Annotated in this window: 27 protein-coding genes and 1 pseudogene; 6 read left to right on the plus strand and 22 right to left on the minus strand. The window is 71.6% G+C overall.

Annotated elements, in window-relative coordinates:
- Positions 1–131: 131 nt before the first annotated feature.
- The 5 genes from ACFQGL_RS26650 to recO all read right to left on the minus strand — a co-directional run bounded on the left by ACFQGL_RS26650 (position 132) and on the right by recO (position 3,464).
- Entirely contained in the window at positions 132–893 is a 762-nt protein-coding gene (locus ACFQGL_RS26650) for a pirin family protein (RefSeq protein ID WP_377515224.1), read from the minus strand.
- Positions 890–1,090 (minus strand): thioredoxin reductase, encoded by a 201-nt coding sequence (locus ACFQGL_RS26655; protein WP_377515225.1) that lies wholly within the window; start codon positions 1,088–1,090, stop codon positions 890–892. The genes ACFQGL_RS26650 and ACFQGL_RS26655 overlap by 4 nt, the downstream gene beginning before the upstream one ends.
- A gap of 434 nt (positions 1,091–1,524) precedes the next feature.
- Positions 1,525–1,710, minus strand: coding sequence for a hypothetical protein (locus tag ACFQGL_RS26660; RefSeq protein ID WP_377515226.1), 186 nt, complete (start codon positions 1,708–1,710; stop codon positions 1,525–1,527).
- Positions 1,711–1,779: 69 nt separating this feature from the next.
- Positions 1,780–2,580 (minus strand): isoprenyl transferase, encoded by an 801-nt coding sequence (locus ACFQGL_RS26665; protein WP_377515304.1) that lies wholly within the window; start codon positions 2,578–2,580, stop codon positions 1,780–1,782.
- 8 nt (positions 2,581–2,588) lie between these two features.
- Complete coding sequence (recO, locus tag ACFQGL_RS26670) at positions 2,589–3,464, minus strand: DNA repair protein RecO (RefSeq protein WP_377515228.1); 876 nt, start codon at positions 3,462–3,464, stop codon at positions 2,589–2,591.
- Between the two features lie 102 nt (positions 3,465–3,566).
- Here recO and ACFQGL_RS26675 point away from each other — a divergent pair, with 102 nt between their 5' ends.
- Positions 3,567–4,373, plus strand: a complete 807-nt coding sequence (locus ACFQGL_RS26675) for a DUF4097 family beta strand repeat-containing protein (protein ID WP_377515230.1) — start codon at positions 3,567–3,569, stop codon at positions 4,371–4,373.
- A gap of 79 nt (positions 4,374–4,452) precedes the next feature.
- Here ACFQGL_RS26675 and ACFQGL_RS26680 read toward each other — a convergent pair.
- The 8 genes and pseudogenes from ACFQGL_RS26680 to ACFQGL_RS26715 all read right to left on the minus strand — a co-directional run.
- Positions 4,453–5,445, minus strand: a pseudogene (locus tag ACFQGL_RS26680) (acyltransferase family protein); the annotation flags it as partial.
- A gap of 101 nt (positions 5,446–5,546) precedes the next feature.
- Positions 5,547–6,443, minus strand: coding sequence for a GTPase Era (gene era / locus ACFQGL_RS26685; protein WP_377515306.1), 897 nt, complete (start codon positions 6,441–6,443; stop codon positions 5,547–5,549).
- 5 nt (positions 6,444–6,448) lie between these two features.
- Complete coding sequence (locus ACFQGL_RS26690) at positions 6,449–6,835, minus strand: cytidine deaminase (protein WP_377515231.1); 387 nt, start codon at positions 6,833–6,835, stop codon at positions 6,449–6,451.
- Positions 6,828–8,249 carry a hemolysin family protein gene (locus ACFQGL_RS26695; protein WP_377515307.1) on the minus strand — a complete coding sequence of 474 codons (1,422 nt, stop codon included), beginning with the start codon at positions 8,247–8,249 and terminating at the stop codon, positions 6,828–6,830. The genes ACFQGL_RS26690 and ACFQGL_RS26695 overlap by 8 nt, the downstream gene beginning before the upstream one ends.
- Positions 8,225–8,698, minus strand: a complete 474-nt coding sequence (gene ybeY / locus ACFQGL_RS26700; RefSeq protein WP_377515233.1) for an rRNA maturation RNase YbeY — start codon at positions 8,696–8,698, stop codon at positions 8,225–8,227. Before ybeY ends, ACFQGL_RS26695 begins: the two co-directional genes overlap by 25 nt.
- A 17-nt stretch (positions 8,699–8,715) precedes the next feature.
- Entirely contained in the window at positions 8,716–9,774 is a 1,059-nt protein-coding gene (locus ACFQGL_RS26705; RefSeq protein ID WP_377515235.1) for a PhoH family protein, read from the minus strand.
- Between the two features lie 131 nt (positions 9,775–9,905).
- Positions 9,906–11,297 (minus strand): serine hydrolase domain-containing protein, encoded by a 1,392-nt coding sequence (locus tag ACFQGL_RS26710; RefSeq protein WP_377515237.1) that lies wholly within the window; start codon positions 11,295–11,297, stop codon positions 9,906–9,908.
- Complete coding sequence (locus ACFQGL_RS26715; RefSeq protein WP_377515238.1) at positions 11,294–11,653, minus strand: histidine triad nucleotide-binding protein; 360 nt, start codon at positions 11,651–11,653, stop codon at positions 11,294–11,296. The genes ACFQGL_RS26710 and ACFQGL_RS26715 overlap by 4 nt, the downstream gene beginning before the upstream one ends.
- 93 nt (positions 11,654–11,746) lie before the next feature.
- Here ACFQGL_RS26715 and ACFQGL_RS26720 point away from each other — a divergent pair, with 93 nt between their 5' ends.
- Entirely contained in the window at positions 11,747–12,508 is a 762-nt protein-coding gene (locus tag ACFQGL_RS26720) for an SDR family NAD(P)-dependent oxidoreductase (RefSeq protein WP_377515239.1), read from the plus strand.
- 255 nt (positions 12,509–12,763) lie between these two features.
- Here ACFQGL_RS26720 and ACFQGL_RS26725 read toward each other — a convergent pair whose 3' ends face one another.
- From ACFQGL_RS26725 to hrcA, 3 genes are all read right to left on the minus strand, one after another.
- Positions 12,764–13,498 (minus strand): 16S rRNA (uracil(1498)-N(3))-methyltransferase, encoded by a 735-nt coding sequence (locus ACFQGL_RS26725; protein WP_377515240.1) that lies wholly within the window; start codon positions 13,496–13,498, stop codon positions 12,764–12,766.
- Between the two features lie 23 nt (positions 13,499–13,521).
- Positions 13,522–14,667 carry a molecular chaperone DnaJ gene (gene dnaJ, locus ACFQGL_RS26730; RefSeq protein WP_252417984.1) on the minus strand — a complete coding sequence of 382 codons (1,146 nt, stop codon included), beginning with the start codon at positions 14,665–14,667 and terminating at the stop codon, positions 13,522–13,524.
- Between the two features lie 73 nt (positions 14,668–14,740).
- The gene (gene hrcA / locus ACFQGL_RS26735) at positions 14,741–15,763 is read right to left on the minus strand and encodes a heat-inducible transcriptional repressor HrcA (RefSeq protein WP_377515241.1); all 1,023 of its coding nucleotides are present in this window, start codon (positions 15,761–15,763) and stop codon (positions 14,741–14,743) included.
- A 199-nt stretch (positions 15,764–15,962) separates the two neighbouring features.
- Here hrcA and ACFQGL_RS26740 point away from each other — a divergent pair, with 199 nt between their 5' ends.
- Positions 15,963–16,601 (plus strand): DUF4870 domain-containing protein, encoded by a 639-nt coding sequence (locus tag ACFQGL_RS26740; RefSeq protein WP_377515242.1) that lies wholly within the window; start codon positions 15,963–15,965, stop codon positions 16,599–16,601.
- A 69-nt stretch (positions 16,602–16,670) separates the two neighbouring features.
- Here ACFQGL_RS26740 and hemW read toward each other — a convergent pair whose 3' ends face one another.
- Positions 16,671–17,894 carry a radical SAM family heme chaperone HemW gene (gene hemW, locus ACFQGL_RS26745; protein WP_377515308.1) on the minus strand — a complete coding sequence of 408 codons (1,224 nt, stop codon included), beginning with the start codon at positions 17,892–17,894 and terminating at the stop codon, positions 16,671–16,673.
- 19 nt (positions 17,895–17,913) lie between these two features.
- Between hemW and ACFQGL_RS26750 the strand changes: the two genes are divergently transcribed.
- Entirely contained in the window at positions 17,914–18,699 is a 786-nt protein-coding gene (locus ACFQGL_RS26750; RefSeq protein ID WP_377515243.1) for an enoyl-CoA hydratase-related protein, read from the plus strand.
- Between the two features lie 53 nt (positions 18,700–18,752).
- Here ACFQGL_RS26750 and ACFQGL_RS26755 read toward each other — a convergent pair whose 3' ends face one another.
- Entirely contained in the window at positions 18,753–19,517 is a 765-nt protein-coding gene (locus tag ACFQGL_RS26755) for an SDR family NAD(P)-dependent oxidoreductase (RefSeq protein WP_377515244.1), read from the minus strand.
- Between the two features lie 333 nt (positions 19,518–19,850).
- On the opposite strand from ACFQGL_RS26755, the gene ACFQGL_RS26760 reads away from it, so the two are divergent.
- Together ACFQGL_RS26760 and ACFQGL_RS26765 are read left to right on the plus strand one after the other, a co-directional pair.
- Positions 19,851–20,711, plus strand: a complete 861-nt coding sequence (locus ACFQGL_RS26760; protein WP_377515246.1) for a hypothetical protein — start codon at positions 19,851–19,853, stop codon at positions 20,709–20,711.
- Positions 20,712–20,932: 221 nt separating this feature from the next.
- The gene (locus ACFQGL_RS26765; RefSeq protein WP_377515247.1) at positions 20,933–21,835 is read left to right on the plus strand and encodes a phytanoyl-CoA dioxygenase family protein; all 903 of its coding nucleotides are present in this window, start codon (positions 20,933–20,935) and stop codon (positions 21,833–21,835) included.
- Positions 21,836–21,974: 139 nt separating this feature from the next.
- Here the strand turns inward: ACFQGL_RS26765 and ACFQGL_RS26770 are convergent, their stop codons facing one another.
- From ACFQGL_RS26770 to ACFQGL_RS26785, 4 genes are all read right to left on the minus strand, one after another.
- Complete coding sequence (locus ACFQGL_RS26770; RefSeq protein ID WP_377515248.1) at positions 21,975–22,616, minus strand: MOSC domain-containing protein; 642 nt, start codon at positions 22,614–22,616, stop codon at positions 21,975–21,977.
- A 164-nt stretch (positions 22,617–22,780) separates the two neighbouring features.
- Entirely contained in the window at positions 22,781–23,611 is an 831-nt protein-coding gene (locus tag ACFQGL_RS26775) for a carbohydrate ABC transporter permease (RefSeq protein ID WP_377515249.1), read from the minus strand.
- Positions 23,608–24,594: a carbohydrate ABC transporter permease gene (locus ACFQGL_RS26780; RefSeq protein ID WP_377515250.1), complete on the minus strand. Its 987-nt coding sequence runs from the start codon at positions 24,592–24,594 to the stop codon at positions 23,608–23,610. The genes ACFQGL_RS26775 and ACFQGL_RS26780 overlap by 4 nt, the downstream gene beginning before the upstream one ends.
- Positions 24,591–25,877 (minus strand): sugar ABC transporter substrate-binding protein, encoded by a 1,287-nt coding sequence (locus ACFQGL_RS26785; RefSeq protein ID WP_377515252.1) that lies wholly within the window; start codon positions 25,875–25,877, stop codon positions 24,591–24,593. The genes ACFQGL_RS26780 and ACFQGL_RS26785 overlap by 4 nt, the downstream gene beginning before the upstream one ends.
- Positions 25,878–26,036: the final 159 nt, after the last annotated feature.

The following is a 26,036-nucleotide window of genomic DNA, read 5'->3' on the forward strand; positions in this document are numbered from 1 at the left end:
CGGGCGGGGCGCGCGCGGGACGGCGCGGACGGGCGCGCGGGACGGCGCGGACGGGCGCGCGGGACGGCGCGGGCGGACGGGCGGGACGGCGCGGGCGGACGGGCGGGCGGGCAGGCGGGCGGGCGGGCCGGTCAGGCTACGGTGGCGTGCATCTCCCAGACCAGGATCTCGGCTGGCTCGTCGGCGGTGACGCGGCGGCCGCCGGTCATGGTGAGGCGGACCGCGTCGCCGGTGTCGAGGGGGCCGCTGTCCTCCAGGGTGACGGTGCCGTTGGGCACGTACAGGTGCACGAAGGGCGCGTCCGGGACGTTGATCTCGTCGCCGGGGTTGAGCCGGGCGGCGTGCAGGGTGGCGTACTGGTTGCGGATCCGGATCGCGGACGCGCCGTCGTACCGGTCCATTCCGGAGGCGATCGGCACCAGGCCACCGCGTAGCAACTCGTCGTCGATCTCCAACTGCTCGTAGCCGGGGTCGACGCCCTGCTCGTCGGGGAGCACCCACATCTGCACGAAGTGGACCGGGTCGGTGTGCGGCTCCTGGTTGTTGAGCCGCCAGGCGTCGTTCTTCTCCGAGTGCAGGATGCCGGTTCCGGCGCTCATCCGCTGGGCCAGCCCGGGGTAGATGACCCCGGAGTGACCGGTGGAGTCCTGGTGCACCAGGGAGCCACGTAGCACCCAGGTGACGATCTCCATGTCCTGGTGCGGGTGGGTCTCGAAGCCGGCGCCCGGGCGGACCACGTCGTCGTTGTTGACCAGCAGCAGACCGTGGTGCGTGTTGGCCGGGTCGTAGTGCCGGGAGAACGAGAAGGAGTGCTTGGAATCCAGCCAGGAGATCCGGGTGGCGAAACGGTCCTCGGCGCGGCGTACGTCGACCGACGGGGCGGGCGAGGTCACCAGGCACCCTGCCCGGTGCCGGGGGACGACGGGACCCAGGTCAGGGCCGGCTCACCGGTGGCCAGTTCGGCGATCTCACCGGTGCTCACCTGCGGGACGTGGCCGAACTCGGCGCAGTGCTGCTCGGCGATCTCCGCGCAGATCTCGGCCACCTGTTCACACATCGGGTCACCCAGATCGGCGGCATTCAATGCCATGATCATCTTGTACCGGAGATCCCGCACACCCACCCCCGATCGACAAATCCAGCCCCCTGTCCCGGACCCTACCCGCGCCAACAACAGCCCGCCCCAAAACGACCGCACCCCGACACTCGACGTCGATCATGGACTCATGGTGGCCGATCCGCCCCGCTTTACGGGCCTCTGTCCACCACCACAACCCCATGATCGACCGGGGTGAGGGTGGGGCGGGCGGGGCGGGGGGGTGACGGGCGGAGCAGGGCGAACGGGGGACGGGCGGAGCAGGGCGAGCGAGGGACGGGGCAGAGCAGGGCGAGCGAGGGACGGGGCAGAGCAGGGCGAGCGAGGGACGGGGCAGGTAACGGGACGGAGCGGGGCGGGAGCGGGGATGTTGTCGGCGCCGCCCCCGGGGGTCGTGGGGGCGGCGCCGAGGTTTGCGGGGGACGGGTCTACCAGAGGCGACGACGCTTGGCCTTCTGCGGGCGGATCAGGTCAGCGCCCTTGGTCAGCATTCGGGACGCCCGGGAGGGACCACGCCGGGCCTCCAGGTTGTGGCTGAGCTTGCGCGCGCCGGCCGCGGCCAGCGGTACCGCGACCGCCATCACCGCCCACTGGGCAATACGCTTCTGGATCATGTGGGTTCACCTCCGTCAGTAGCTCCTGACGGATTGATACCCAGCGTGACGCGCCGGTAAGCCTCGGGCTCAGCCCACCGGGGCGACCGGGTTGGGCAGGGCACCGCCGAACCGGCGGTCCCGCTGGGCGTACAGCTCGCACGCGTACCAGAGGTGGCGGCGGTCGAAATCCGGCCAGAGCGTGTCCAGAAAGACCAGTTCGGCGTACGCGGTCTGCCAGAGCAGGAAATTGGAGATCCGCTCCTCCCCGGAGGGGCGCAGGAACAGGTCCACCTCCGGGATCTCCGGGTGGTAGAGGTACTTCGCCACGGTCTTCTCGGTGACCTTGGCCGGATCCAGCCGGCCGGCCGCCACGTCACGCGCGATCGCGGCGGCGGCGTCACCGATCTCGGCCTGCCCCCCGTAGTTGACGCAGAACTGCAGGGTCAGCGTCGAGTTGCCACGGGACATCTCCTCGGCGGTCTGCAACTCGGAGATGACGCTCTTCCACAACCGCCCGGGCCGGCCCGACCACACCACCCGGACGCCCAGGTCGACCAACTGGTCGCGGCGGCGGCGGATGACGTCCCGGTTGAACCCCATCAGGAACCGGACCTCGTCCGGCGAGCGCCGCCAGTTCTCGGTGGAGAACGCGTACGCCGACAGGTAGGGGATGCCCATCTCGATGGCACCCTCGATGGTGTCGAAGAGGCTGTGCTCCCCCGCCTCGTGACCCTTGGTGCGGGGCAGCCCGCGGTCCTTGGCCCACCGGCCGTTGCCGTCCATCACCACGGCGACGTGCTTGGGCACCGCCTCGGTGGGCAGCGCCGGTGGACGGGCACCCGACGGGTGCGGTATCGGCGGCGTCGGCTCACGGCGGCTGGCCCTCATCGAACGGATCACTCGATTGTCTCCTTGCTCGCACCGGCCGCCCCGGCATCGACATCGCCGCGCGGCCGAACCATCGCGGCCCCGGCACCCCCCGGCAGCGGGACCGTGCCGGTCACCGGGGCACCCCGGTCGACCAGCGGCAGCGAGCGTAGCGCGCGTTCCAGGTGCCACTGCAGGTGAGCCGCGACCAGTCCACTGCACTCCCGGCGTACACCGGTCTCGGTGGCGTCGGCGACCACCCAGTCGCCGGTGGTCAGCGCGGACATCAGGTCGATGGTCGCCGGCGCGGGGTGTGCCGCGCCGGGCGGCCGGCAGTCCGGGCAGACCGTGCCGCCGGCCGGTACGGAGAACGCCCGGTGCCGCCCGGGGGTGCCACAGACCGCGCAGGCGATCAGCGCCGGCGCCCAGCCCGCGAGGGTCATCCCGCGCAGCAGGTACGCGTCGAGCACCAGGGTGGTGGCGTGCTCGCCCCGGGACAGCGCCTTCAGCGCGCCCACGGTGAGCTGGAACAGCCGCAGTGACGGCTCCCGCTCCACCGGGGTCAACCGCTCGGCGGTCTCGGCGATCGCGCTGGCCGCCGTGTAGCGGGGATAGTCCCCGAGGAAGCGCTTGCCGTAGAGCTCGATGCCCTCGACCTGGCTGACGCTGTGCAGCGAACTGCCCTGGTTGCCCTTCGGGTCGCCGGCGAGCTGCAGATCGACGTGGCCGAACGGCTCCAACCGGGCACCGAACTTGCTGGTGGTGCGGCGGATGCCCCGGGCCACCGCGCGCAGCCGGCCGTGCCGGCGGGTGAGCAGGGTGATGATCCGGTCGGACTCGCCGAGCTTCTGCACGCGCAGCACCACCGCGTCGTCGCGGTAGAGCTGTCGGCGGTACCCGGCCATCGGACCATTCTCCCTCGGGGTGTGAAATCAGGGTCGCTTCGGGGTGGACGCGCAGGAGAACCCCGATGCGCCCGGCACGCCACCGGTCGTAGCGTGCTGGCCATGGCACAGCACTCGACCACCGGCCGCCCCCGTCGCCGCGCCGCCGCCCCCGTCGCGCTGGGCGCGGCCACCGCCCTCATCCTGCTCGCCGGGTGCGACAACCTGTCCTTCCGGCGGCTCGACTACAGCGACACCGAGGCCGTGAAGATCTCCGCGATCCGGGTGCTGCCGGGCTCCGGCGACCTGGTGGTCCGCGGCACCGGCACGGCGGCCGAGGTGCAGATCAAGCGGGTGGTGCGCTACCAGGGTGGCGAGCCCGACACCAGGTACGAGATCAAGGGCAGCGAGCTGGTGCTGGACGCCGACTGCGGCGACCGGTGCAGCATCTCCTACGAGGTGACCGTGCCGGAGGGTGTGGCCGTGCGGGGCGAGACCGGCTCCGGCGACGTCGAGCTGAGCCGGGTCGGCGCGGTGGAGCTGCGGATGGGCTCCGGCGACGCCCGGGTCTCGGGGGCCTCCGGCGCGGTCGCGGTGGAGACCGGCTCCGGCAACATCGACGTGAGCGAGGCCAGTGCGGCCGTACGTCTGCGTGCCTCGTCCGGGGACATCACCGCCCGGCGGCTCGCCGCCGGGGGCGACGCCGAGGCGAACTCCGGCGACGTCAACGTGGAGCTGGACGCACCCGCCTCGGCCCGGGTGCACGCCTCCAGCGGGGACGTCACGCTGCTGGTGCCGGCGGGCAGCTACCGGGTCCGCTCCAACGCCGGCTCCGGTGACGAGCGGGTCACCGTCGCCGACAACCCGGCCTCGTCGCTGGTGCTCGACGGCTCGGCCGGCAGCGGCGACGTCACGATCAGCCAGCGCTGACCTCGACGGCCTCGGTGGCCCTGGGCTGGGCCGGCACCACCACCCGTTGCACGGGCAGGGGGTCGGTCGGGCAGGGTGGCCCGCCGGGGACCAGCTCCGGGCGGCGACGGGCGGCGACGTCCTCGACCCAACCGACGGCCAGAGCGACCAGCCCGACCAGCGCGAAGACCAGCAGCACCCGGATGGCCAACCCCACCGGGTCCCGGTGCGACCAGCCGACCACGTCGACCAGCGGCGTGAGCGCCACCACGAACGGCATGTGCCACAGGTAGACGGTGAGCGCCCGCCGGTTGACCACCGTCACCGCCCGGTCGGCCAGCCGGCTGCGACCCAGCCAGGCCATCCCCGCCGGTGCCCGGCCCAGTGCGAGCAGGATGAACGCGGCGGACCAGAGGGCGTTACCGAGCGGGTTGTCGTTGATGTCGTACCCGCGCGGGCCGGGATGCGCCAGGATCCACGCCCCGCCGCCCGCCGCGAGCGCCAACGCCAGCGGGTACAGCACCCGGCCGGCGAGCCGGCGCAGCATCCCGGTGTGGTGGGCGAAGCCCAGCATCCACGCGCCGAAATAGAGCCCGAACTCGCGGACCACCGACGGCGCCGGGTAGATCCCCACCTCGATGGAGACCAGCAAGAGGTACGGAGCGAGCAGGGTGGGCAGCGGCGCGCGCCGGAACAGCCAGAACGCGACCGGCGACGCGAGTACGAACCACAGGTAGTCGCGCAGGTACCAGATGACGCTCAGCGCCAGCGCACCCCAGTGGTTGGCCGGAGGGTCGGCGACCGGAAACAGCCACAGCAGCAGCCGGGGCGTCACCGGCAGCCCGGTGAGCACCATGGCCGGCACGAAGACCGCCGCCAGCACCCACAGCGACGGGAGCAACCGGCGCAGCCGACGGCCGACCGCCCGTGGCCCGGAGCGGGTCAGTGAGGCGGCCATCAACGAGCCGGCCAGCGCGAACATCACCGACATGGCTGGAAAGACCAGGGTGAGCGTCGCCCACCCCGTGACGTGGTAGACGACCACTCGAACAATTGCCAGGGAACGGAGCAGATCGAGGTATCTGTTGCGCATCAGCCTGCATCTGGGTCGGGGACGCGGGGCGTCCTTCCCCTACCCGGTGCGGCTGCGGCGACAAACGTGAACTCTTTGCGGCCACGCCGGCTGGTGCGGCGTCAGAAACCCAGCTTGCGCAGCTGCCTCGGGTCGCGCTGCCAGTCCTTCGCCACCCGTACGTGCAGGTCCAGATAGACCCGGGTGCCGAGCAACTCCTCGATCTGCTTGCGGGCGGTGGTGCCGACCTCCTTGAGGCGACTCGCCTTGTGGCCGAGAACGATGGCCTTCTGGCTGGGCCGTTCCACGTACAGGTCGGCGTAGATCTTCATGACCTGACCCTCGGGGATCATCTCCTCCACCACCACGGCGATGGAGTGCGGCAGTTCGTCGCGTACCCCTTCCAGGGCCGCCTCCCGGATCAGTTCGGCGACCAGCACCTGCTCGGGGTCGTCGGTCAGCATGTCGTCGGGGTAGAGCTGCGGAGACGGCGGCAGGTAGCTGGTCATCACGTCGACCAGGGTGTCCACCTGGTGCCCGGAGACCGCGCTCACCGGCACGATCTCGGCGAACTCGCCCATCTCGCTGACCGCGAGCAGCTGCTCGGCCAGGCGGCGCTTGTCCACCAGGTCGGTCTTGGTGACCACCGCCAGCACGGTCGCCTTCAGCTCGGCCAGCTCACCGGAGATGAAGCGGTCGCCGCGCCCGACCGGCTCGTCCGCCGGGATGCACAGGCCGATCACGTCGACCTCGGTCCAGGTGGACCGGACCAGGTCGTTGAGGCGCTCGCCGAGCAGCGTACGGGGGCGGTGCAGGCCCGGCGTGTCGACCAGGACCAGCTGCGACTCGGGGCGGTGCAGCACGGCCCGGATGACGTGCCGGGTGGTCTGCGGCTTGTTCGAGGTGATCGCGATCTTGGTGCCGACGATGGCGTTGGTCAGGGTCGACTTGCCGGCGTTGGGCCGGCCGACGAAGCAGCCGAAGCCGGCCCGGTACGGACGCGGCTGCGGGTCCTGCACGCCGGTCACTGGGTCACCGTGCCGAGCACGGTGCCGTCCGGTGCGGCCACGTGGATCGGCGCGTCCGCGGCGAGGTCACGCACCGCAGCGTGCCCGGCGCCGTCCAGCGTCGACGCCTCGGTCACCACCGCCGCCGCCTCCAGCCGGCTCGCTCCCGCCGCCACGGCCGAGGCGACCGCCAACTGCAACGCGGTGAGGGTCAGCGAGGGCAGCGCGACACTGGCCGCCGCGTACGTCCGACCGTCCTGGTCCCGTACCGCGGCGCCTTCCACGGCGGCGACCCGCCCGCGGGCTCCCCGGGCCAGAACGACCAGCTTGCCGTCCTCGGCGCTCAGCGGTGCCGGCGCGGTGGGCGTGGGCCGGGCGGCGGGCACGGCGGGTGTGTCAGGCATCGGCGCGTTGCCTCTCCTCGTCTCGATTGTGGTCCTGGTCGTCGCCGGGACCGACATGCTCGCCCCGCCGCGCGTTGTCCTGCTCGTCACCCGGCGCGACCCGGCTGACCAGCACGGTGTCGATCCGGTTCCGCCGGCCGGTGGTGCCCTCGGCGATCAGCCGGAGGCCGGCCACCTCGACCTGCGCTCCGGGGATCGGCACCCGCCCGAGCGACTGGGCGAGCAGGCCACCGACCGTCTCCACCTCGTCGGTGGGCAGGTCGGTGTCGAACAGCTCGCCCAGATTCTCCACCGGCAGGCGGGCGGTCACCCGCACCGAGGAGTCCGCCAGGCGTTCGACCGGCGGGCGTTCGACATCGTACTCGTCGGTGATTTCCCCGACGATCTCCTCCAGGATGTCCTCGATGGTGACCAGGCCGCCGGTGCCGCCGTATTCGTCGACCACGATGACCAGGTGGTTGCGGGCCGCCTGCATCTCGGACAGCAGGTCGTCGACCGGCTTGGACTCCGGCACGAAGGTGGCCGGGCGCATCAGCTCGGCCACCGGCAACTGCTCGGCGGCCGGATCACCGCCCCGGGAGCGCCGGATCAGGTCCTTGAGGTAGAGCACACCGAGCACGTCGTCGACGCTCTCGCCGATCACCGGGATGCGGGAGAACCCGGAGCGCAGGAACAACGCCAGCGCCTGGGCCAGCGTCTTGCCCTCCTCGATCCACACCATCTCGGTACGCGGCACCATCACCTCACGGGCGATGGTGTCGCCGAGCGCGAAGACCGAGTGGATCATCTGCCGCTCGCCGTGCTCGACCACACCGCGCTGCTCGGCCAGGTCGACCAGCTCACGCAGCTCCACCTGGGAGGCGAACGGCCCCTCCCGGAAGCCGCGCCCCGGGGTCACCGCGTTGCCGATCAGGATGAGCAGCGACGCGAGCGGGTTGAGCGCCCGACCCAGCCAACGGACCAGGGGGGCCACCGCCCGACCCACGGCGTACGCGTGCTGCCGGCCGATGGTGCGGGGCGCCACCCCGACCACCACGAAGCTGACCACGGTCATCGCGCCGGCGGTGACCAGCGCGGCTCGCCAGCCGGCGCCGAAGGAGTCCACCGCCACCAGCGCCACCAGCGTGGTGGCGGTCAGCTCGGCGAGCAGCCGCAGCAACAGCAGCAGGTTGAGGTGCCGGACCACGTCGCCGGCCACGGCCTGGAGGGTACGGGCACCGCGTACGCCGTCCCGGGCCAACTCGGCGGCCCGGGCCGGGGAGACCGCGGCGAGCGCCGCCTCGGTCATCGCGATCAGGCCGGCCAGCACCACCAGACCGGCCGCGAAGACGATCAGTTGCAGGTCGGGCAGGCCAGCGGTGGCGCCGGCCGCCAGTAACGGTGTGGACATCACTGGTTGCGGGTCGACCGCCAGCTCGAGAGCAGCCGAGCCTGGAGCCCGAACATCTCCCGCTCCTCCTCCGGCTCAGCGTGGTCATAGCCGAGCAGGTGCAACACTCCGTGCACGGTGAGCAGGTGCAGCTCGTCGGCCGGGGCGTGCCCGGCGGTCGCCGCCTGCTTCGCGGCCACCTCGGGGCAGAGCACGATGTCGCCGAGCAGGGCCGGCTCGCCGCCGGCCGGGGCGCTCTCGCCCGGGCCGTGGTCGACGCTGCCCTCGTCCATGGGGAAGGCGAGCACGTCGGTCGGCCCGTCGCCACCCATCCAACGATGGTTCAGCTCGGTCATGTAGTCGATGTCGACCAGCAGCACGGACAGCTCGGCGAGGGGGTTGACCCCCATCTCGTCGAGGGCGTGGCGGGCGACGGCGAGCACGGCGTCGGTGTCGACCTCGACACCGGACTCGTTGGCGATCTCGATGGACAACTGCTTTCCTTCTGCTTCTAGCGGCGACGGCCGGCGCGGCCGCCCTGGGCAGGTCGCCCGGGCACGGCGTGGACACCCGGCGCCTGCTGGTTCTCCCGCTCGGCGTCCCAGCGGGCGTACGCGTCGACGATCTGCCCGACCAGCTGGTGGCGGACCACGTCGGAGCTGGACAACTGGGAGAAGTGCACGTCCTCGACGTTCTCCAGGATCTCCCGGACGACCCGAAGACCGCTGGTCGTCCCGCCGGGAAGGTCCACCTGGGTGACATCACCGGTGACGACGATCTTGGAGTTGAAGCCGAGGCGGGTGAGGAACATCTTCATCTGCTCGGGCGTGGTGTTCTGCGCCTCGTCCAGGATGATGAACGCGTCGTTCAGCGTCCTACCGCGCATGTATGCCAGCGGAGCGACCTCGATGGTGCCCGCGGCCATCAGCTTGGGGATCGTCTCGGGGTCGAGCATGTCGTGCAGCGCATCGTAGAGCGGCCGCAGGTACGGGTCGATCTTCTCGTTCAGCGTGCCGGGCAGGAAGCCGAGCCGCTCCCCCGCCTCCACCGCCGGCCGGGTCAGGATGATCCGGTTGACCTGCTTGGCCTGCAGCGCCTGAACGGCCTTCGCCATCGCCAGGTAGGTCTTGCCGGTGCCGGCCGGGCCGATGCCGAAGACGATGGTGTTCGAGTCGATCGCGTCGACGTACCGCTTCTGCCCGAGCGTCTTGGGGCGGATGGTGCGCCCGCGCCGGGAGAGGATGTTGAGAGTCAGGACTTCGGCGGGCCGCTCGGCACTGCCCTGCTCGAGCATGCCGACGGTACGCCGGACGGCGTCAGTGGTCAGGGTCTCGCCTTTCTCGATGAGTTCGAGCAGCTCACTGAAGACCCGCTCGGCAAGGGCGTTGTCCGAGGCCACACCGGTGATGGTGATCTCGTTGCCACGGACGTGCACGTCACTGGTGACCGAACGTTCGACGAGCCGCAGGATCTCGTCGCCTGCGCCGAGCAGATTGACCATGATCTTCGAGTCGGGCACGGTGATCCTGGTCTGCACCCGGGGCGGGCCGGGAGGTGGGGTGCCGGTCATAGGTTGGGCCGAAAGGCCCTGCGCACCTGCTCTCGATCTCGGCGCCGGCCCTGCTGGCGCGGCGTGCGGACGTTACACCCATCGTATCCGTTCAACCCAGCCCGCATCGCGCCCATTTCCGCTGGCTGCGATCAACTCCCGGCCCGGAAGTCGTACCCCTCGAAGGTCTCCTGGTGGCGGGTGAACCGGTAGGTCGCCCAGTGCATCCGGACCACCGCGCCGGCCTCGTCCCGGGTCAGTCGCAGCAGCTCGCCGGCCTCCCGGCCGGAGACCGTGCGGAACACGTCCGGACGGTCCGGCAGCGGCGTGAAGACCGCCGGCGGGCGCCCCGGCGGATCACCGACCCCGCGGGCCCGCAGGCTGCCGTCGTGCCACGAGAAGGCGTACTCGAAACCCTCGCCCCACCAGCGGCCGAGCAGCCCGCGCAGGTCCGCCGGGGCGGGCGGGCCGGGCCGCCATGGTTCGACCTCGGCCGGGTCGTGCTCGACCGCCGCCGCCAAGAGCCGGTGCGGCAGATCGAACAGTTCGGTTGCCGTACCGGACGAGCCGAGCACCGCGGCACCCATCGCGCCGGCCGTGCCGTCCCCACCGCGCCGGCCGTAGACGGCGGCCAGGAAGCCGGGCATCGCGCCGTCGTGCCCGACGTGTACGACCCGCTCGCCCTGCGGGATGAGGATCAGCCCGAGCCCGAAGCCGGCACCCCAGAGCGTCTCGTCGGTGGTGGTCAGGGGCCACCGCATCTCGTCCAGGGTCCCGGGGGCGAGCACCAGGCCGGCCGGGTCGAGCGCCGCCGGATCGGCGAGGAACGCCGCCCAGCGGGCCATGTCGGTCGCGGTGCTCCAGAGTTGGGCGGCCGGGCCGACCGCGCCGAAGTCGGTCGGCGGCTCCGGATGCGCCTCGTCCGAGTACGCGTCGACCAGGAACCCGGTGGTCGCCGCCGGCCCGGGGATGGCCGTGGTGTCGGTGAGCTTCAGCGGGTTCAGCACCCGCTCGGCGAGCACCTCGGCCCAGGAGCCGCCGCGCAGCCGGGCGACCAGTTGCCCGAGCACGGCCAGGCCCAGGTTGGAGTAGTGGAAGCGGCGGGCCGGCGGAAGCACCCGCTCGGCCCGGTCCAGCTCGGCCACCAGCTTCTCGGCGTCCGGGGCGTGCAGGGTGTCCCACACGTCGCCGAAGGGCTCGCGTTGCAGGCCGGCGGTGTGCGACAGCAGTCGGCGTACGGTCAGCTCGCCGTGCGCCGGCAGGTCCAGGTGCCGGCCCACCGGGTCGTCCAGGTCCAGCAGCCCGTCGTCCCGGCACTGAAGGGCGAGCACGGCGGTGAAGGTCTTGGTGACCGAGCCGATCCGGAACTGCGTCTGCGGCCCCACCGTGTTGCCGGTGCCGCCGACGGTGCAGGTCCAGAGCGGCCGGTCGGCCCGGTGCAGCGCCGCCGACACCGCCGGTACCCGGGCGTCGGCCTGCACCCGCCGGACCAGCCGGCCCAGCCGCTGTGCCACCCCGGCGTTCAGCTCCGGGCCAGCGCTCACGCCAGGTCCCGGGCGAGCATCGGGCCCAGCGGGGCACCACCGAGCAGGTGCGCGTGCACGTGGAACACCTCCTGGCCGCCGTACGCCCCGGTGTTGAACATCAGCCGGAAACCGTCGCCGAGCAGCCCCTCGTCCTCGGCCACCGCGGCGGCCGTGGCCAGCACCTCACCGGCCAACGCCGGGTCACCCTGCGCGAGAGTCGCGACGTCGGCGTAATGCTCCTTCGGGATGACCAGCACGTGCACCGGCGCCTTCGGGCCGATGTCCCGGAAGGCGAGGGTGGTGGCGGTCTCCCGAACCACGGTGGCCGGGATCTCCCCGGCGACAATGCGGCAGAACAGGCAGTCGGATCCCATCGGAGCAGTGTAAGGAAGGGCCCCTTGCTAACGCCTCCGGTAGAGGAAGGGTCCCTTCCTAACATTCGATCCGTCTGCGGCACGATGGCCGACATGACGAATCGAGCCGTACTGGTGACCGGGGCCTCGCGCGGTATCGGGCGGGCGGTGGCGACGGCCTTCGCGGCCGGTGGCGACCGGGTGGCGATCCATCACCGCGACTCCGCCGACGCGGCCGACGAGCTCCGCGCCCAACTGCCGGGCTCGGGGCACGTGGTGGTCCGCGCCGACCTCACCGACCCGGACGCGGTCCGGGTCATGGTGGACCGGGCCGCCGAGCTGCTGGGCGGGCTGGACGTGCTGGTCAACAACGCCGGAGTGTACGGCGACCGGGACGACCCGCACCCGATCTTCGGCGCGTCCTACGAGCAGTGGCAGCGGCGCTGGCGGCAGGTGCTGGAGACCAACCTGACCGGTGCCGGCAACGTCATCTGGTGCGCCGCCCAGCACATGCGCGAACGCGGCGGCCGGATCGTCAACGTCTCGTCCCGGGGCGCTTTCCGCGGCGAGCCAGACCAGCCGGCGTACGGCGCCAGCAAGGCGGGGTTGAACGCGCTCGGTCAGTCGCTGGCCGTGGCGCTCGCGCCGTACGGCATCGCGGTCGCCACCGTCGCCCCGGGCTTCGTGGCGACCGACATGACCACCGAGCACCTGCGTGGCGAGCGGGGTGCGGCGATCCGGGCGCAGAGCCCCTTCGACCGCGTGGCCCAGCCCGAGGAGATCGCCGCCGCGGTGCACTGGCTGGCCTCGCCCCAAGCCGAGTGGGCGTCAGGCACGATAGTCGACCTGAACGGCGCCTCCTACCTCCGCACCTAACCCGCCGCCCCGCACGCCCCGCCCCGGCGCCTCGTCGATCTAGGGCATATCGTCGCTGCTAGAGATCCACTGACAGCGATATGCCCTAGATCGACGGGGAGAGCGCGGGAGCGCGGGAGCGCGGAGAGCGGGGAGAGCGCGGGAGCGCGGAGAGCGGGGAGAGCGCGGGAGCGCGGAGAGCGGGGAGAGCGCGGGAGCGGGGAGAGCGGGGGCGCGCGGGCGCGAGGGGAGCGCGGGGGCCGGGCCGGGGGTGGGTTACCAGCGGGTTAGGCGGGTGGCTAGCACTGCTAGGGCTGCTACCCCGGCTGTGGAGGTGCGCAGCACCGCTGGTCCTAGTCGTACCGGCCGGCCGCCGGCCTCGCGGAACGCGGTCAGCTCGGCCGGGTCGATGCCACCCTCTGGGCCCACCACCAGGACGATCTCCCCGGCGGTCGGCAGTTCGGCGGTGGTCAGCCGCTCGTCGGCCTCCTCGTGCAGCACGAACCCGGCGGCGGCCCCGGCGATCCGACGGGCCACTGTCGCGGTGGACTCGTCCGGCGCCCCGGCCACCACCGGCAGCCAGGGCCGGCGGGCCTGCTTGGCCGCCTCCCGTGCGGTGGCCACCCACTTCTCCCGGGCCCGTACGCCCCGGTCGCCGCGCCACTGGGCCACCGAGCGGGCCGCCGCCCAGGGCACGATCTCGTCCACCCCGACCTCGGTCATCGCCTGCACGGCCAGCTCACCCCGGTCGCCCTTGGCGATGCCCTGCACGACCACCAACCGGGGTACGGGCGCGTCCGCGTACCCCCGGGAGGTGATGGTGAGTTCCAGGCTGCCCCGGCCGACGGCGGTGACCTCGGCGGCGGCCGTGCCGCCCCGGCCGTCGGCGAGCAGCAACTCCTCGCCGACCCGCAGCCGCTGCACGGTGGCGGCGTGGTGCCCCTCGGGACCGCCGAGGGTCAGCGCATCGGCGGTGGGCAATGACTCGACCAGGAACAGCGGCGCGGACACGATGATCAGGCTAGCCGTCGGGGTCAGGCGTGGCCGTTGAACGCGTCGCGCATCCGGGAGAAGAAGCCGCCCTGCTTGGACAGCTCCGCGACCTCCTCGCCCCGGGTCTTGGCGAAGTCGCGCAGCATCCGCTCCTGGTCGGGGTCGAGCTTGGTGGGCGTACGGACGTCCAGGTGCACGTAGAGGTCACCTCGGCCGGTGCCGCGCAGGTGCGGCACACCCCGGGCGCGCAGCCGCAGGGTGCTGGCCGGCTGGGTGCCGGCCTTGACGTCGACCGTCTCCTCGCTGTCCAGCGTCTTGATGGTCAGCCGGGTGCCCAGGGCCGCCGCCGTCATCGGCACGGTGACCCGGCAGTGCAGGTCGTCGCCCTTGCGGGAGTACACGTCGTGCGGCCGCTCGTGGATCTCGACGTAGAGGTCGCCAGCAGTGCCGCCGCCCGGGCCCACCTCACCCTGCTGCGCCAGCCGGATCCGCATGCCGTCCTCGACGCCGGCCGGGATCTTGACGGTGAGCGAGCGGCGGGTGCGCACCCGACCGTCGCCGGCGCAGGTGGGGCAGGGGTGCGGGATGGTGGTGCCGTAGCCCTGGCAGACGGTGCACGGGCGGGCCGAGACCACCTGACCGAGGAAGGTGCGCTGCACCGACTGCACCTCGCCCCGGCCGCCGCAGGCCTCGCAGGTGGCCAGGTGGGTGCCGGCCGCCGTGCCGGCGCCGGAGCAGGTGGTGCAGAGCACCGCGGTGTCGACGGTGATCGGCGCCTCGACGCCGAACGCCGTCTCGTGCAGGTCCAGTTCGAGCCGCAGGATCGCGTCGGCGCCCGGCCTGGTACGCGGACGCGGGCCACGCGCGCCACCGCCCGCGCCGCCGAAGAACGCGTCCATGATGTCCTGGAACCCGACGAACGGGCCGGCGCCGCCCGGACCACCCGGGCCGCCCGCGCCGCCGCCACCCGGGGCGAGCGGGTCGCCACCCAGGTCGACGATCTGCCGCTTCCGGTCGTCCGAGAGGACCTCGTACGCGGCGTTGATGTCCTTGAACTTCTCCTGGGCCTCCGGGTCCGGATTGACATCCGGGTGGAACTGGCGCGCCAACTTGCGGTAGGCGCGCTTGATCTCGTCATCGGAGGCTTCCCGGCTCACACCGAGAATGCCGTAGTAGTCCCTGGCCACTGCGTTCCGTGTCCTCATGTTCGTCTCGCGTTGCGCCGGTCGGCGGCCGGAGCCGGCCGTCGGCCCTGACTGATCAGTTCTGGGCCAGCAACTCGCCCACGTAGCGTGCCACGGCGCGCACCGTGGCGATGGTGCCGGGGTAGTCCATCCGGGTTGGTCCCAGCACCCCCAGGCCGCCCACGATGGTGGCGCCCGGGCCGTACCCGGTGCTGACCACCGAGGCGGCGCGCAGGTTGTCGAACTCGTTCTCGTCGCCGATCAGCACCCGGGTCGTGCTCGGCTCGGTCTCACCGATGAGCTTGAGCAGCACGACCTCCTCCTCCAGCGCCTCGAGGATCGGCCGGAGCGAGCCCTGGAAGTCGAGCAGACCACCCCGGGTGAGGTTGGCGGTGCCGGCGAGCGCGATCCGCTCCTCGTGCCGCTCGACCAGCGTCTCCAGCAGCACCGAGGCGAGGGTGGTCATCATCGGACGCAGTTCGGCCGGGGCCTCGTCGACCAGCACCTGCACCAGCGGCGGCGTCTCGGACAGTCGGGCGCCGGCGAGCTTCTCGTTGATCAGCCGGCGTAGATCGGTGACGTCGTCGGCGGGCACCGGCCCGGGCAGTTCCACCAGCCGCTGCTCCACCCGCCCGGTGTCGGCGATCATCACGAGCATCAGCCGGGTGGTGGAGATCGGCACCAGCTCCAGGTGCCGGACCGAGGAGCGGGCCAGGCTCGGGTACTGCACGACGGCCACCTGCCGGGTCAACTGGGCGAGCAGCCGCACGGTGCGGTGCACCACGTCGTCGAGGTCGACCGCGCCGACCAGGAAGCGCTCGATGGCCCGGCGCTCGGCCGGGCTGAGCGGCTTGACCCGGGACAGCCGGTCGACGAAGAGCCGGTAGCCGCGGTCGGTGGGCACCCGGCCGGCACTGGTGTGCGGCTGCCGGATGTAGCCCTCCTCCTCCAGCACGGCCATGTCGTTGCGGACCGTGGCCGGGGAGACCCCGAGCTGGTGCCGCTCGACCAGCGCCTTGCTGCCGACCGGCTCCTGGGTGGAGACGTAGTCCTCGACGATCGCGCGGAGCACGGCGAGTTTGCGGTCGTCGAGACCCATTCCCCGCACCTCCTGTCGCACGTCGGCCGCCGGCTCCGTGGGCCGGCCGGGCCTTCCTGGCACTCGACTGTAACGAGTGCCAGTCTACGTCGGCAGACCCGCCAACGCGATGATCAAGGACGTCGCTGTCCGTTCAGCCGGAACGGCGCGGCGGTGTCGCTCTGGTGCGGCGTTGCCGCCTGCACCTAACGTGACATGCATGACTGAACCTCCTCGCCCTCCCGGAGCGGGAGACCCCGGCAGCTACCCGCCGGAGCCGACCTCCCCGCCGGCACCCCCGAGCTCGTCGCCCTCGGCCGAGCCACCCACCGCACCACTGTCCGGGGCACCCGGCCCGGGCGGCTATCCCCCGGCCGGTGGCTATCCGCCGCCCACCGGTGACCTTCCGCCGTCGGGCGGCTACCCTCCGCCGGGCGGCGCTCCGCCGTCGGGCGGCTACCCCACTGGCGGCTATCCGACTGGCGGCGCGTACGGCGGGCCGGGCGGCGGCTACGCCAACAACGAGGACAAGACCTGGGCGCTGGTCGCGCACTTCGGTGGCGCGGCCGGAATGATCATCAGCGCCGGCGTGCTCGGCTGGATCGCTCCGCTGGTGGCACTGCTGGCCCGGGGCAACCAGTCCCCGACGGTCCGGGCACACGCCGTGGCGGCACTCAACTTCCAGCTCATCTGGTCGGTCGTCGGCCTGGTCGGCTGGGTGCTCGCCTGCATCGTGATCGGCTTCATCCCGGTCGCGGCGGCGATCATTCTCGGCGCCGTGTTCGGCATCCTCGCCGGAATCAAGGCCAACGAGGGCCAGCTCTACCGCTACCCGCTCTCGGCCAGCTTCATCAAGTGACCCGGGCCGGCCGCTCCCCCGGCCGGTCCGGCGCACCGCCGTCGGTCCGGCCGGCGGCGGTGCGTCGGTTCAGGGCAGCAGGTCGCGGACCACGGCGTCGGCGAGCAGCCGGCCGCGCAGGGTGAGCACGGCCCGGCCGGCCGCGTGGTCGGGTGCGGCCAGCAGACCGTCGGCCAGCGCCCGCTCGGCGGCGGCCCGACCGGCCTCGTCCAGCACCGTCAGCGGCAGCCCCGAAGCGAGCCGCACCCGGAGCATCACGTCCTCCATGTGCGCCTCGTCCGCGGTGAGCACCTCCCGGGCCAGGCCCGGTGACGCCCCGGCGGCCAGGCGTTGGGCGTACGTCGTGGGGTGTTTGACGTTCCACCAGCGCACGCCGCCGACGTGGCTGTGCGCCCCCGGGCCGAGGCCCCACCAGTCCGCGCCGGTCCAGTAGAGCAGGTTGTGCCGGCACCGGGCCGCCTCGCTGCGCGCCCAGTTGGAGACCTCGTACCAGGAGAAGCCGGCCGCGTCGAGGGCAGCCTCCGCGGCCAGGTAGCGGTCCGCCGCCACGTCGTCACTGGGGTACGGCAGCTCGCCGCGGCGCATCCGGGCGGCCAGCCGGGTGCCGTCCTCCACGATGAGGGCGTACGCGCTGACGTGGTCCACCCCGGCGGCCACCACCTGCTCCAGCGAGGCGGCGAAGTCCTCGGCCCGCTCCCCCGGCGTGCCGTAGATCAGATCCAGGTTGACGTGCTCGAACCCCGCCTCGCGCGCCTCCAGGGCGGCGGCGGTGGCCCGACCCGCGCTGTGCTTGCGGTCGAGGATCGCCAGCACTCCGGGCGCGGCGGACTGCATGCCCAGCGAGATCCGGGTGTAGCCGGCTGCGCGCAGCAGCTTCAACGATTCCGGGGTGACCGACTCCGGGTTGGCCTCGGTGCTCACCTCGGCGTCGGCGGCCAGCCCCCAGGTGCGGTCGATGCCGTCCAGGATGCGGGCCAGATCGTCGGCGGGGAGCAGGGTGGGCGTGCCACCGCCGACGAAGACCGTGTCGACCCGGGGCGGCGGGCTGTCGCCGAGCACCCGGGCGGCGAGCGCCAGTTCGGCGAGCACCGTGTCGGCGTACCCCTCGCGGCTGGCACCACCGCCCAGCTCGGCCGCCGTGTAGGTGTTGAAGTCGCAGTAGCCGCAGCGGCTGGCGCAGAACGGCACGTGTACGTACACCCCGAAGCCGCGCGCGCCGACCGCGGCGGTGGCGGTGACGGGCAGCGATCCGTCGACGGGGACGGTCTCACCATCTGGAAGGACGCCGGGCATGGCCACTAGTGTGCCCGGCATGACCTCTCCCGACGTCCTCGTGCGGGTCTCCACGGCCCGTGGGGTGACCACCCTCACCCTGGACAGCCCGCACAACCGCAACGCGCTGTCCACCGGCCTGATGACCCAACTGCTGGCCGGCCTGGCCGACGCGGTGGCCGACGACACGGTCCGGGTGATCGTGCTCGACCACACCGGCCCGGTCTTCTGCTCCGGGGCGGATCTGAAGGAGACCGCCGCCGCGTACGCCAGCGGGACGGTGCCGGCCGGGATGCTGGGTGACGTGCTCGCCGCGCTCTGGGACTGCCCGAAGCCGGTGCTGGCCCGGATCGCCGGGCCGGCGCGTGCCGGCGGGCTGGGTCTGATCGCGGCCGCCGATCTGGCGGTCTGCGCCGATGCGGCGACGTTCGCCTTCACCGAGGTACGGATCGGGGTCATCCCGGCGGTGATCTCGGCGACCGTGCTGCCCCGGCTGCACCCGCGCGCCGCCGCCGAGCTCTACCTCACCGGGGACACGTTCGACGGCCGGCGGGCCGCCGAGATCGGCCTGGTCACCGCCGCAGTCCCGGCGGACGGGCTGGACGAGGCGGTGGCGCGGTACTGCGACTCACTGGTCCGCGGTGCACCCGGCGCGCTGGCCGGCGCGAAGGACCTGTTGCGCCGGCCGGGCACCGCTGAGCTGCGCGGCGAGCTGGCGCGGTTGTCCGCGCTGTCGACCGGCTACTTCCTCTCCGAGGAGGGCATCGAGGGGGTCACCGCGTTCCGCGACAAGCGCCCGGCCCGATGGGTGCCCGCGGTCGACTGACGACCGGACGGGACGCCACCCCCCCGGGGGTGGCGTCCCGGCTTCCGGTCCGGTCACCAGGCGGTCGCGCCGCCGTCGACCGGATAGTTCGCCCCGGTGATGTACGACGCCCGGTCCGAGGCGAGGAAGACCACCAGTTCGGCGACCTCCTCGGGGCGCGCGAAGCGCTTGAGGAGCGTCTTGCTGGTGATCGCGTCGCGCGCCGCCTGGTTGTCCCCGAGGTCGCGCTCGCTCGCCGGGGTGAGGATCGGTCCGGGGCTCACCGCCACCGCGCGGATCCCGTGCGGTGCGCCTTCCAGCGCGAGTTGTCGCGTCATGCCGATGACGCCGGCGTTCGCGGCGGTGTGCCCGACCATCGGCGGGACGTTGCCGGCGATCATCCCGGCCATCGAAGCGGCGTTGATGATGACGCCGCCGCCCCGCTTGACCAGGTGCGGCCAGGCGAACTTCGACACGAAGTACGGAATGTCGAGTTCGCCGGTGATCGTGTACCGCCAGTCCTCGACGGAGAAGTCGGGCATCGGGCCGAAGCGGAGCGCGGCCGCGTTGTTGTAGACGATGTCGAGCCCGCCATAGGCCGCGGCGGCGTCCTCGACGAGCTTGCGCACCTGCTCCGGGTTGGTGAGATCGACCGGCGCGATGCCCGTCATCTCCCCGCCGGCGCTACGGACGAGTTCGACCGTCTCGTTGTTGCCGTCGACCTGGATGTCGGCCCCGACGACCCGTGCGCCCTCGCGCGCGAAGGTCAGCGCCGCGGTACGTCCGAGACCTCCACCGGTGCCGGTGATGAGCACTACCTTGCCGTCCAGCGTTCCCATGGAACTCCTCCTTGACCTGGGGCGGCTCCGCAATTGACATGTCAACTCAACCACGTGCTTGACCGGTCAACCACTTTCCGCCGTCGTCGTCACGGTGATGCGCACGACAGGTGAGGGGCAGGTCTGGGGCAGGCCTGGGGCAGGTCTGGGGCAGGTCTGGGGCAGGTCCCAATTATCGCCGCGTTGGGCGGGACGTACTGCGAAACGGCAGGTGAGAGCACCCTCGTAGCGGGAAAGCCCGGACCGCGCCGACTGCGCCGGCCACGCCCAAACGGTCGACGCGCCCGGATTGGTCGCTCCGGGACGTACGCTTGGCGGACCGTCGATGTGGGGGTGTGGGTGCGAACTCGGGCAGCTGTGGCGGGTGGCGTGGTTCTCGTCATCGTCGCCGTGATCGCAGTCTGGCTCGTCGTACGGCAGGTCGGTGACCATCTGCGGCTGCCGCTGGCGGGACGGACCTGCACGGTCCAGGCCGACGGCCGGGTCGCCCTCGACGCCGACCAGATGGCCAACGCGGCGACGATCGCGGCGATCGGCGCCCAGCGCGGGATGCCCGAGCGAGCCGTCGTGGTCGCGCTGGCCACCGCGTACCAGGAATCGGGGCTGCGCAACCTCGCCGACGGCGACCGGGACTCGGTCGGCCTGTTCCAGCAGCGGCCGAGCCAGGGCTGGGGCACCTCGACGCAGATCCGCGACCCGCGCTACGCGGCCAAGCGGTTCTACGCGGCGCTCAAGAAGGTGCGCGGCTGGGAGAAGATGCGGATCACCGACGCCGCCCAGCGGGTGCAGCGGTCGGCCTATCCGGAGGCGTACCAGAAGTGGGCCGACGACTCCGAGGTGCTCAGCCGTGCCCTGCTCGGTGACGCCTCCGGCGCGGTCGCCTGCACGGTGGGGCGTACCCCGGTGATGCGCGGCGCGGCGGCGGCGGCCGAGCTGACCCGCAACCTGGTGCTGGACTGGGGCCTGTCCGGCACCGAGCCGGGCGACCAGACCGGGCTCTCGGTGACGGCCGGCGACCAGCGCGACGGCTGGCGGTACGCGCACTGGCTGGTCTCGCACGCCCAGGACCACGGCGTGAAGAGGGTCCGCTTCGGCGACCTGGAGTGGACCGCCCGGGACGGCACCTGGGAGCACGTGACCGGCGAGCAGGCCGCCACCGGCAAGGTGGTCGCCGAGGTGTTCTCCGAGGGCTGAGCGACCCGGATTTCCTTACCGGCAGTCACCGCACAATCGGGCACTCGCCTACGAAAGCCACTATTTGCCGCGCTGGTGTGACCCTGCGGATCGATTCCGCTGCTCATGGTCCGCCCGACGGCCGCCCGCCACGCATGCCCTCCCCGGCATTGAGGTAAGCGCGTTACGATCGGCGGCCTGTGCCAGAAATGGTTTCACGTCATGGGGAGGGGTACGACGCGGTGTTCGATTACGGCGACCGGACCGGTTACGAACCGATCAGCGAGACTGACCGTAAGGAGTTCCACGAGCAGGGTTTCCTCCTGCTACGCAACGTCCTGACGGAGGACCACCGGGCGGCGCTGGAGGCGGCGGTCGACCGCGTCTACGCGGAGGAGAAGGCCAAGGGCAACACCACCAAGGACGGGACCCTGCACCTGCTGGGCTTCCCGGAGCGGGACGAGCTCTTCGGCGAGCTACTGACCCACCCGATCGCCTTCCCGTACATGTGGGGGCTGGCCGGCTGGAACATCTACACCCACCACAACCACCTGGACGTCACTCCGCCGGCTCTCGAGCCGGAGAAGCCGTACTGGGGTTGGCACCAGGACGGGTACCGGCAGAACTCCGACCCGGAGACGATGGACCCGAACCTGCCCCGCCCGATGTTCTCGCTCAAGGTCGCGTACGTGCTCTCCGACCTCTCCGAGACCGGCCGTGGCGCCACCAAGGTCATCCCGGGCAGCCACCTGTGGAACTCGCTGCCCCGGCCCAAGGACCTGAGCGTGCACAACCCGGACCCGGAGGGCACGGTGGAGATCACCGCCAACCCGGGCGACGCGTTCATCTTCGACCGCCGCCAGTGGCACTCCCGGTCGACGAACCTGTCGAACATCACCCGCAAGATGCTCTTCGTCGGCTACACCTACCGGTGGATCCGCCCGCTCGACGAGCTGCACCCGGACGTCAACGGCGAGTGGTACCGCAACCGCACCCCCGTGCAGCGCCAGCTGCTCGGCGAGGGCACCCACACCGCCAACTACTGGGGCATCAACTGGGACGGGTACGTCGACGACGAGATCCCGCTGCGCAAGGAGCTCAAGGAGCGCGGCCTGCTGGACCGCAGCGTCCCCTGGCTCCGCTGAGCCAAGGATCGACGTAAGGATTGACGTAAGGAAGGGCCCCTTGTTATCGCATTTTGCATAACAAGGGGCCCTTCCTTACACCTGCTGCCGGATGCAGCCACCGCCGGCGATGGCGGTCTGCCGGCAGTCGGGAGATGCGTCAGGTGCGGCTGGCGAGACGGCGGCGGGCCTTCTCCCGGATCCGCTCGGGCAGATCCTCGGCGTCGAGCAGCCGGGGCAGCAGTTCCGGCTCCAAGCTGGTCGCTCGGAACACCTCACCGATGGTCACCCCGTGCGCGGGCCGATCCACCACCTCGATCGGGTCGCCGGCGCCCACCTCCCCCTCGGTCAGCACCCGCAGGTACGCCCCCGGGGTGGCGCGCACCGTGAAGCGCCGGATCAGGTCGGGCATCCCCCAGAAGCCGGCGAACGTGGTGCACGGCGTACGCGGCATGCTCACCTGGAGCACCGCCGTACCGATCACCCACAGCTCGCCGATCACCGCGCCGGTCACGTCGACCGCGTAGGTGGTCAGGTTCTCGCCGAAGCCGCCCGGACGGATGGCCCGGCCGATCTCGGCGGACCACCAGGCGGCGTCCTCCTCGGCGTACGCGTAGACGGCCTTGTCCGGCCCACCGTGGTGCGCCCGCTCGCCGATGAAGTCACCGGCCAGGCCACCGGCGAGCAGCGGAACCGGCCCGTCGACCGGCCGCTTGTCGATGCCGCTGCGACCGCTCGCGTCGCCAGCCCACTCCGCCTCGGTCACCACGCCGAGATTCACCGTCGCCACCCTGCCCGTCATGACGGCCAGCCTAGCGGCGGCGCTGTTGATCAGCGCTCGACGGCCCGGCCGGTCGGCGCCCTGACGGCGCTCGCCGCCCGACGGCGGTCAGGCCCTTGACGGCGCACGGTCGCCGACGGCAGCGCGGACGACGGTCAGCGCGGTCGCCGACCGGTCAGCGGCAGTCAGCCCTTGACGGCGCCGGCGACCAGGCCGGAGACCATCCGCCGTTGCACCAGCAGGAAGAAGATGATGACCGGCAGGGTGAACAGGGTGGAGGCGGCCATCACCGGCCCCCAGTTGGTGTCGTCCCGGCCGAAGAAGAAGGTCATCGCCACCGGCAGGGTGTAGCGGCCCTGGTCGTTGATGAACGTCAACGCGAAGATCAGCTCGTTCCACGCGGTGATGAACGAGAAGATGCTGGTGGCCACCAAGCCCGGCGCGACCAGTGGGAACAGGACCCGGCGGAAGGTCTGGATCCGGCTGGCGCCGTCGATGGCCGCGGCCTCCTCCAGTTCCTTGGGCACCGCGGCGACGAAACCGCGCAGCATCCAGACCGCGAACGGCAGCGAGAAGCCGAGGTACGTGAGGATCAGGCTGGGCAGGGTGTTGTAGAGACCGAGCCGCTGGATCATCAGGAACAGCGGGATGACCAACGCCTCCAGCGGGATCATCTGCACCACCAGCAGCATGATCAGGAAGCTGGTCCGCAGCCGGAACCGGAAGCGGGCCACCGCGGTCGCAGCGAGCAGCGCCACCAGGCCGCTGAGCACCACGGTCGAGACCGCGACCAGGGCGCTGTTGAGGAAGAAGTCGGCGAAGCTCACGCCGGGGATCAGGTTGCCGGTCAGGATCTCCCGGTAGTGCGCCAGCGTCGGGTGGGTCGGCACCGGCTGCGGGGTGGACGAGAAGATCTCCCTGCTGGGCTTCAGCGAGGTGGAGATCATCCAGTAGACCGGGAACGCCGCGAAGAGCGCGACCAGCAGCCCGGCGCCGTTGAGGGCGATCTTCTTCACGACTCGTCCTCCTGTCTGAGCACCATCCGTACGTAGAAGCCGGTGACCACGAGCAGGATCAGCGTGAGGATCACCGCGATGGCCGCACCGAGGCCGTACTTCGGCGGGGGCGAGAACGCCTCCGCGTAGGAGTAGATGGAGAGCATGAACGTCGGCCGGTCCTGGGTGCCGCCGGCCAACACGAACTGCTGGGTGAAGACCTTGAAGTCCCAGATGGTGGAGAGCACGATCAGAATTCCGAAGACCGGGCGGAGCAGCGGGAAGGTGATCTTCCAGAACACCCGCCACGGGCTGGCGCCGTCCACTCTGGCCGCCTCGTGCAGCTCGCTCGGCACGCTCTTGAGGCCGGCGAGCACACTCACCGCGATGAACGGGAACGAGTGCCAGACCACCACCAGGGTGAGGATGGCGAAGAACAGCAGTGGCGAGTTGAACCAGCCGTAGCCGGTCCAGTCACTGCGGCCGAACAGGCCGTTCGAGAGGCCGTCCGGCAGCGCGTTGAACAGCCAGGTGACCAGGCCGCTGGTGTCGTCGAAGATCCACTTCCAGACGATCGTACCGGTCAGCGCCGGGGTGGCCCAGGCGAGCATCACGCAGCTGGCCACGAAGGTGGCCATCTTGCGGCCGAGCCGGTTGAGCAGCAGCCCGACCAGGGTGCCGAGGACCATCGTGAGCAGCACGTTGGCCGCGGCGAACAGGACCGTGTTGCGCAGCACCGTCAGGAAGAACGGGTCGGACAGGATCTCGGTGTAGTTGCCCAGCCCCACCCACGGCCACTCCCGGTCGCCGCGCAGTTGCCGGACGTTGTTCAGCCGGTAGAAGGACATGCCCACCACCTGGCCGAGCGGCCAGAGCAGCAGCACCCCGATGATCAGCAGGGCGGGCAGGAGCAGCAGGTAGGGCAGGCGGTCGACCCGGCGACGCCGCCGCGCGGGGTTCTCCCGCGCGGCGGCCGTCTCGGCGCTCTTGGTCAGTAAGCTCACTTGCTGTTCAAGATGCCTTCCATCTCACCGGCCGCGTCGGCGGTAGCCTTCTCGACCGTCTTCTGACCCTTCATGACCGAGCTGTTCATCGCCTGGGTCACCGTCTTGGTCCGGCTGACCTCCACCCACTTCGGGGTGATCGGCGTGAGCTTGGTGTTCTGCATGGTGGTGGCGAACGAGGCCATCACCTTGTCGTTGGCGTACGTGCCACCGGCGACCAGGTCCTGGTAGACCGGGAAGAAGCCGAGGCTGCTCGCGAAGCTCTGCGCGTTCTTCTTGTTGAGCAGCACGGTCAGGTAGTCCCAGGCCAGGTCCTGACGCTCGCTGTCCTTCCAGATCGCCACGTCCGAGCCACCGGCGAAGGCGGGTGCCGCCTTGCCGTCCGGGCCGGGGATCGGGAACGTACCCCAGACCTTCTCGATCTCGGGGTTGTCCTTCTTCATGGCACCCTGCTGCCAGCTGCCGGCGAAGGCCATCGCGGCCTTACCGGTGGCGAACTGGGTACGGGCGTCGACCTCGTTCCAGCCGGCCGCGGCCGGCGGGGCCACCTTGTGCACGGTCACCAGGTCGGTCCAGTACTTGACCGCCCGCTGCGCCTCCGGGGTGGTGTAGCCGGACTTCCAGGTGCCGCCCTGGTTGCTGGCGATCTCGCCGCCGGCGCCCCAGAGGAAGGAGTAGAAAGGCAGCTCGGAGTTGCCCGGCAGGGCGATGCCGTAGGTGCCCTTCTTCTTCGCCTGAACGGTCTTGGCAACGGTGACCAGCTCGTCCCAGGTCTTCGGCGGCTGCACGCCCGCCTCGGCGAACCAGTCGGTGCGGTAGTAGATCGCCCGGACGCCCGCGTACCACGGAACGCCGTACTGCTTGCCGTCGAGCTGCGCGTTGCGCACCAGGTCGGGCAGCAGGTCCTTGCCGTCGGCCCAGCCGCCCATCCGTCCACTCACGTCGGCGAGCGCTTCCTGAGCAGCCCAGCCCTGGGTCTCGGTGTTGCCCAGTTCGGTGATGTCCGGCCCCTCGCCACCAGCGAGTGCGGCCTGGAACTTCTTGGGCGCCTCGAGCCAGGGGATGTACTGCACCACCACATCGGTGTCGGGGTGCTTCTGCCGGAACTCCGTCTCGACACCTTCGAGGAAGGCGTTCTGCGCGTCGCCACCCTCGCCCATCATCCAGACCGTGAGCTTGCTGTCGTCGGCCGCTTTGTCATCGGAGCCTCCGCAGCCGGTCAGCACCATCGCGGCCGAGGCCACCACGGCGGTGACCGGGGCCAGCCGCTTCCACCTGTTCACGCCACTTCTCCCCTCGCGCCGCCTGGAACTAACCTTCCACGCCGCACCTTAGTACGAAGATTTCCTTTACGACAGTGGGCGGATCAGGGGGAGCGAGGCGACCGTACCGCAGGGGATCGGCGAATGGCTCTGTGGCATAGGGCCGAAGTCGGGCACTCC

The sequence above is a fragment of the Micromonospora vulcania genome, from assembly GCF_042658605.1.
Classification (GTDB): Bacteria; Actinomycetota; Actinomycetes; order Mycobacteriales; family Micromonosporaceae; genus Micromonospora; species Micromonospora vulcania.

Excerpts from the sequence above, each read along its gene's own strand:
- hrcA (WP_377515241.1), bottom strand. The coding sequence starts at position 15,763 with ATGGGTCTCGACGACCGCAAACTCGCCGTGCTCCGCGCGATCGTCGAG.
- ACFQGL_RS26705 (WP_377515235.1), bottom strand. The coding sequence starts at position 9,774 with ATGACCGGCACCCCACCTCCCGGCCCGCCCCGGGTGCAGACCAGGATC.
- ACFQGL_RS26740 (WP_377515242.1), top strand. The coding sequence starts at position 15,963 with ATGACTGAACCTCCTCGCCCTCCCGGAGCGGGAGACCCCGGCAGCTAC.
- ACFQGL_RS26755 (WP_377515244.1), bottom strand. The coding sequence starts at position 19,517 with ATGGGAACGCTGGACGGCAAGGTAGTGCTCATCACCGGCACCGGTGGA.
- hemW (WP_377515308.1), bottom strand. The coding sequence starts at position 17,894 with ATGCCCGGCGTCCTTCCAGATGGTGAGACCGTCCCCGTCGACGGATCG.
- ACFQGL_RS26770 (WP_377515248.1), bottom strand. The coding sequence starts at position 22,616 with ATGACGGGCAGGGTGGCGACGGTGAATCTCGGCGTGGTGACCGAGGCG.
- ACFQGL_RS26690 (WP_377515231.1), bottom strand. The coding sequence starts at position 6,835 with ATGCCTGACACACCCGCCGTGCCCGCCGCCCGGCCCACGCCCACCGCG.
- ACFQGL_RS26660 (WP_377515226.1), bottom strand. The coding sequence starts at position 1,710 with ATGATCCAGAAGCGTATTGCCCAGTGGGCGGTGATGGCGGTCGCGGTA.
- ACFQGL_RS26715 (WP_377515238.1), bottom strand. The coding sequence starts at position 11,653 with ATGGGATCCGACTGCCTGTTCTGCCGCATTGTCGCCGGGGAGATCCCG.
- recO (WP_377515228.1), bottom strand. The coding sequence starts at position 3,464 with ATGGCCGGGTACCGCCGACAGCTCTACCGCGACGACGCGGTGGTGCTG.
- ACFQGL_RS26655 (WP_377515225.1), bottom strand. The coding sequence starts at position 1,090 with ATGGCATTGAATGCCGCCGATCTGGGTGACCCGATGTGTGAACAGGTG.
- ACFQGL_RS26720 (WP_377515239.1), top strand. The coding sequence starts at position 11,747 with ATGACGAATCGAGCCGTACTGGTGACCGGGGCCTCGCGCGGTATCGGG.
- ACFQGL_RS26665 (WP_377515304.1), bottom strand. The coding sequence starts at position 2,580 with ATGAGGGCCAGCCGCCGTGAGCCGACGCCGCCGATACCGCACCCGTCG.
- ACFQGL_RS26750 (WP_377515243.1), top strand. The coding sequence starts at position 17,914 with ATGACCTCTCCCGACGTCCTCGTGCGGGTCTCCACGGCCCGTGGGGTG.
- ACFQGL_RS26675 (WP_377515230.1), top strand. The coding sequence starts at position 3,567 with ATGGCACAGCACTCGACCACCGGCCGCCCCCGTCGCCGCGCCGCCGCC.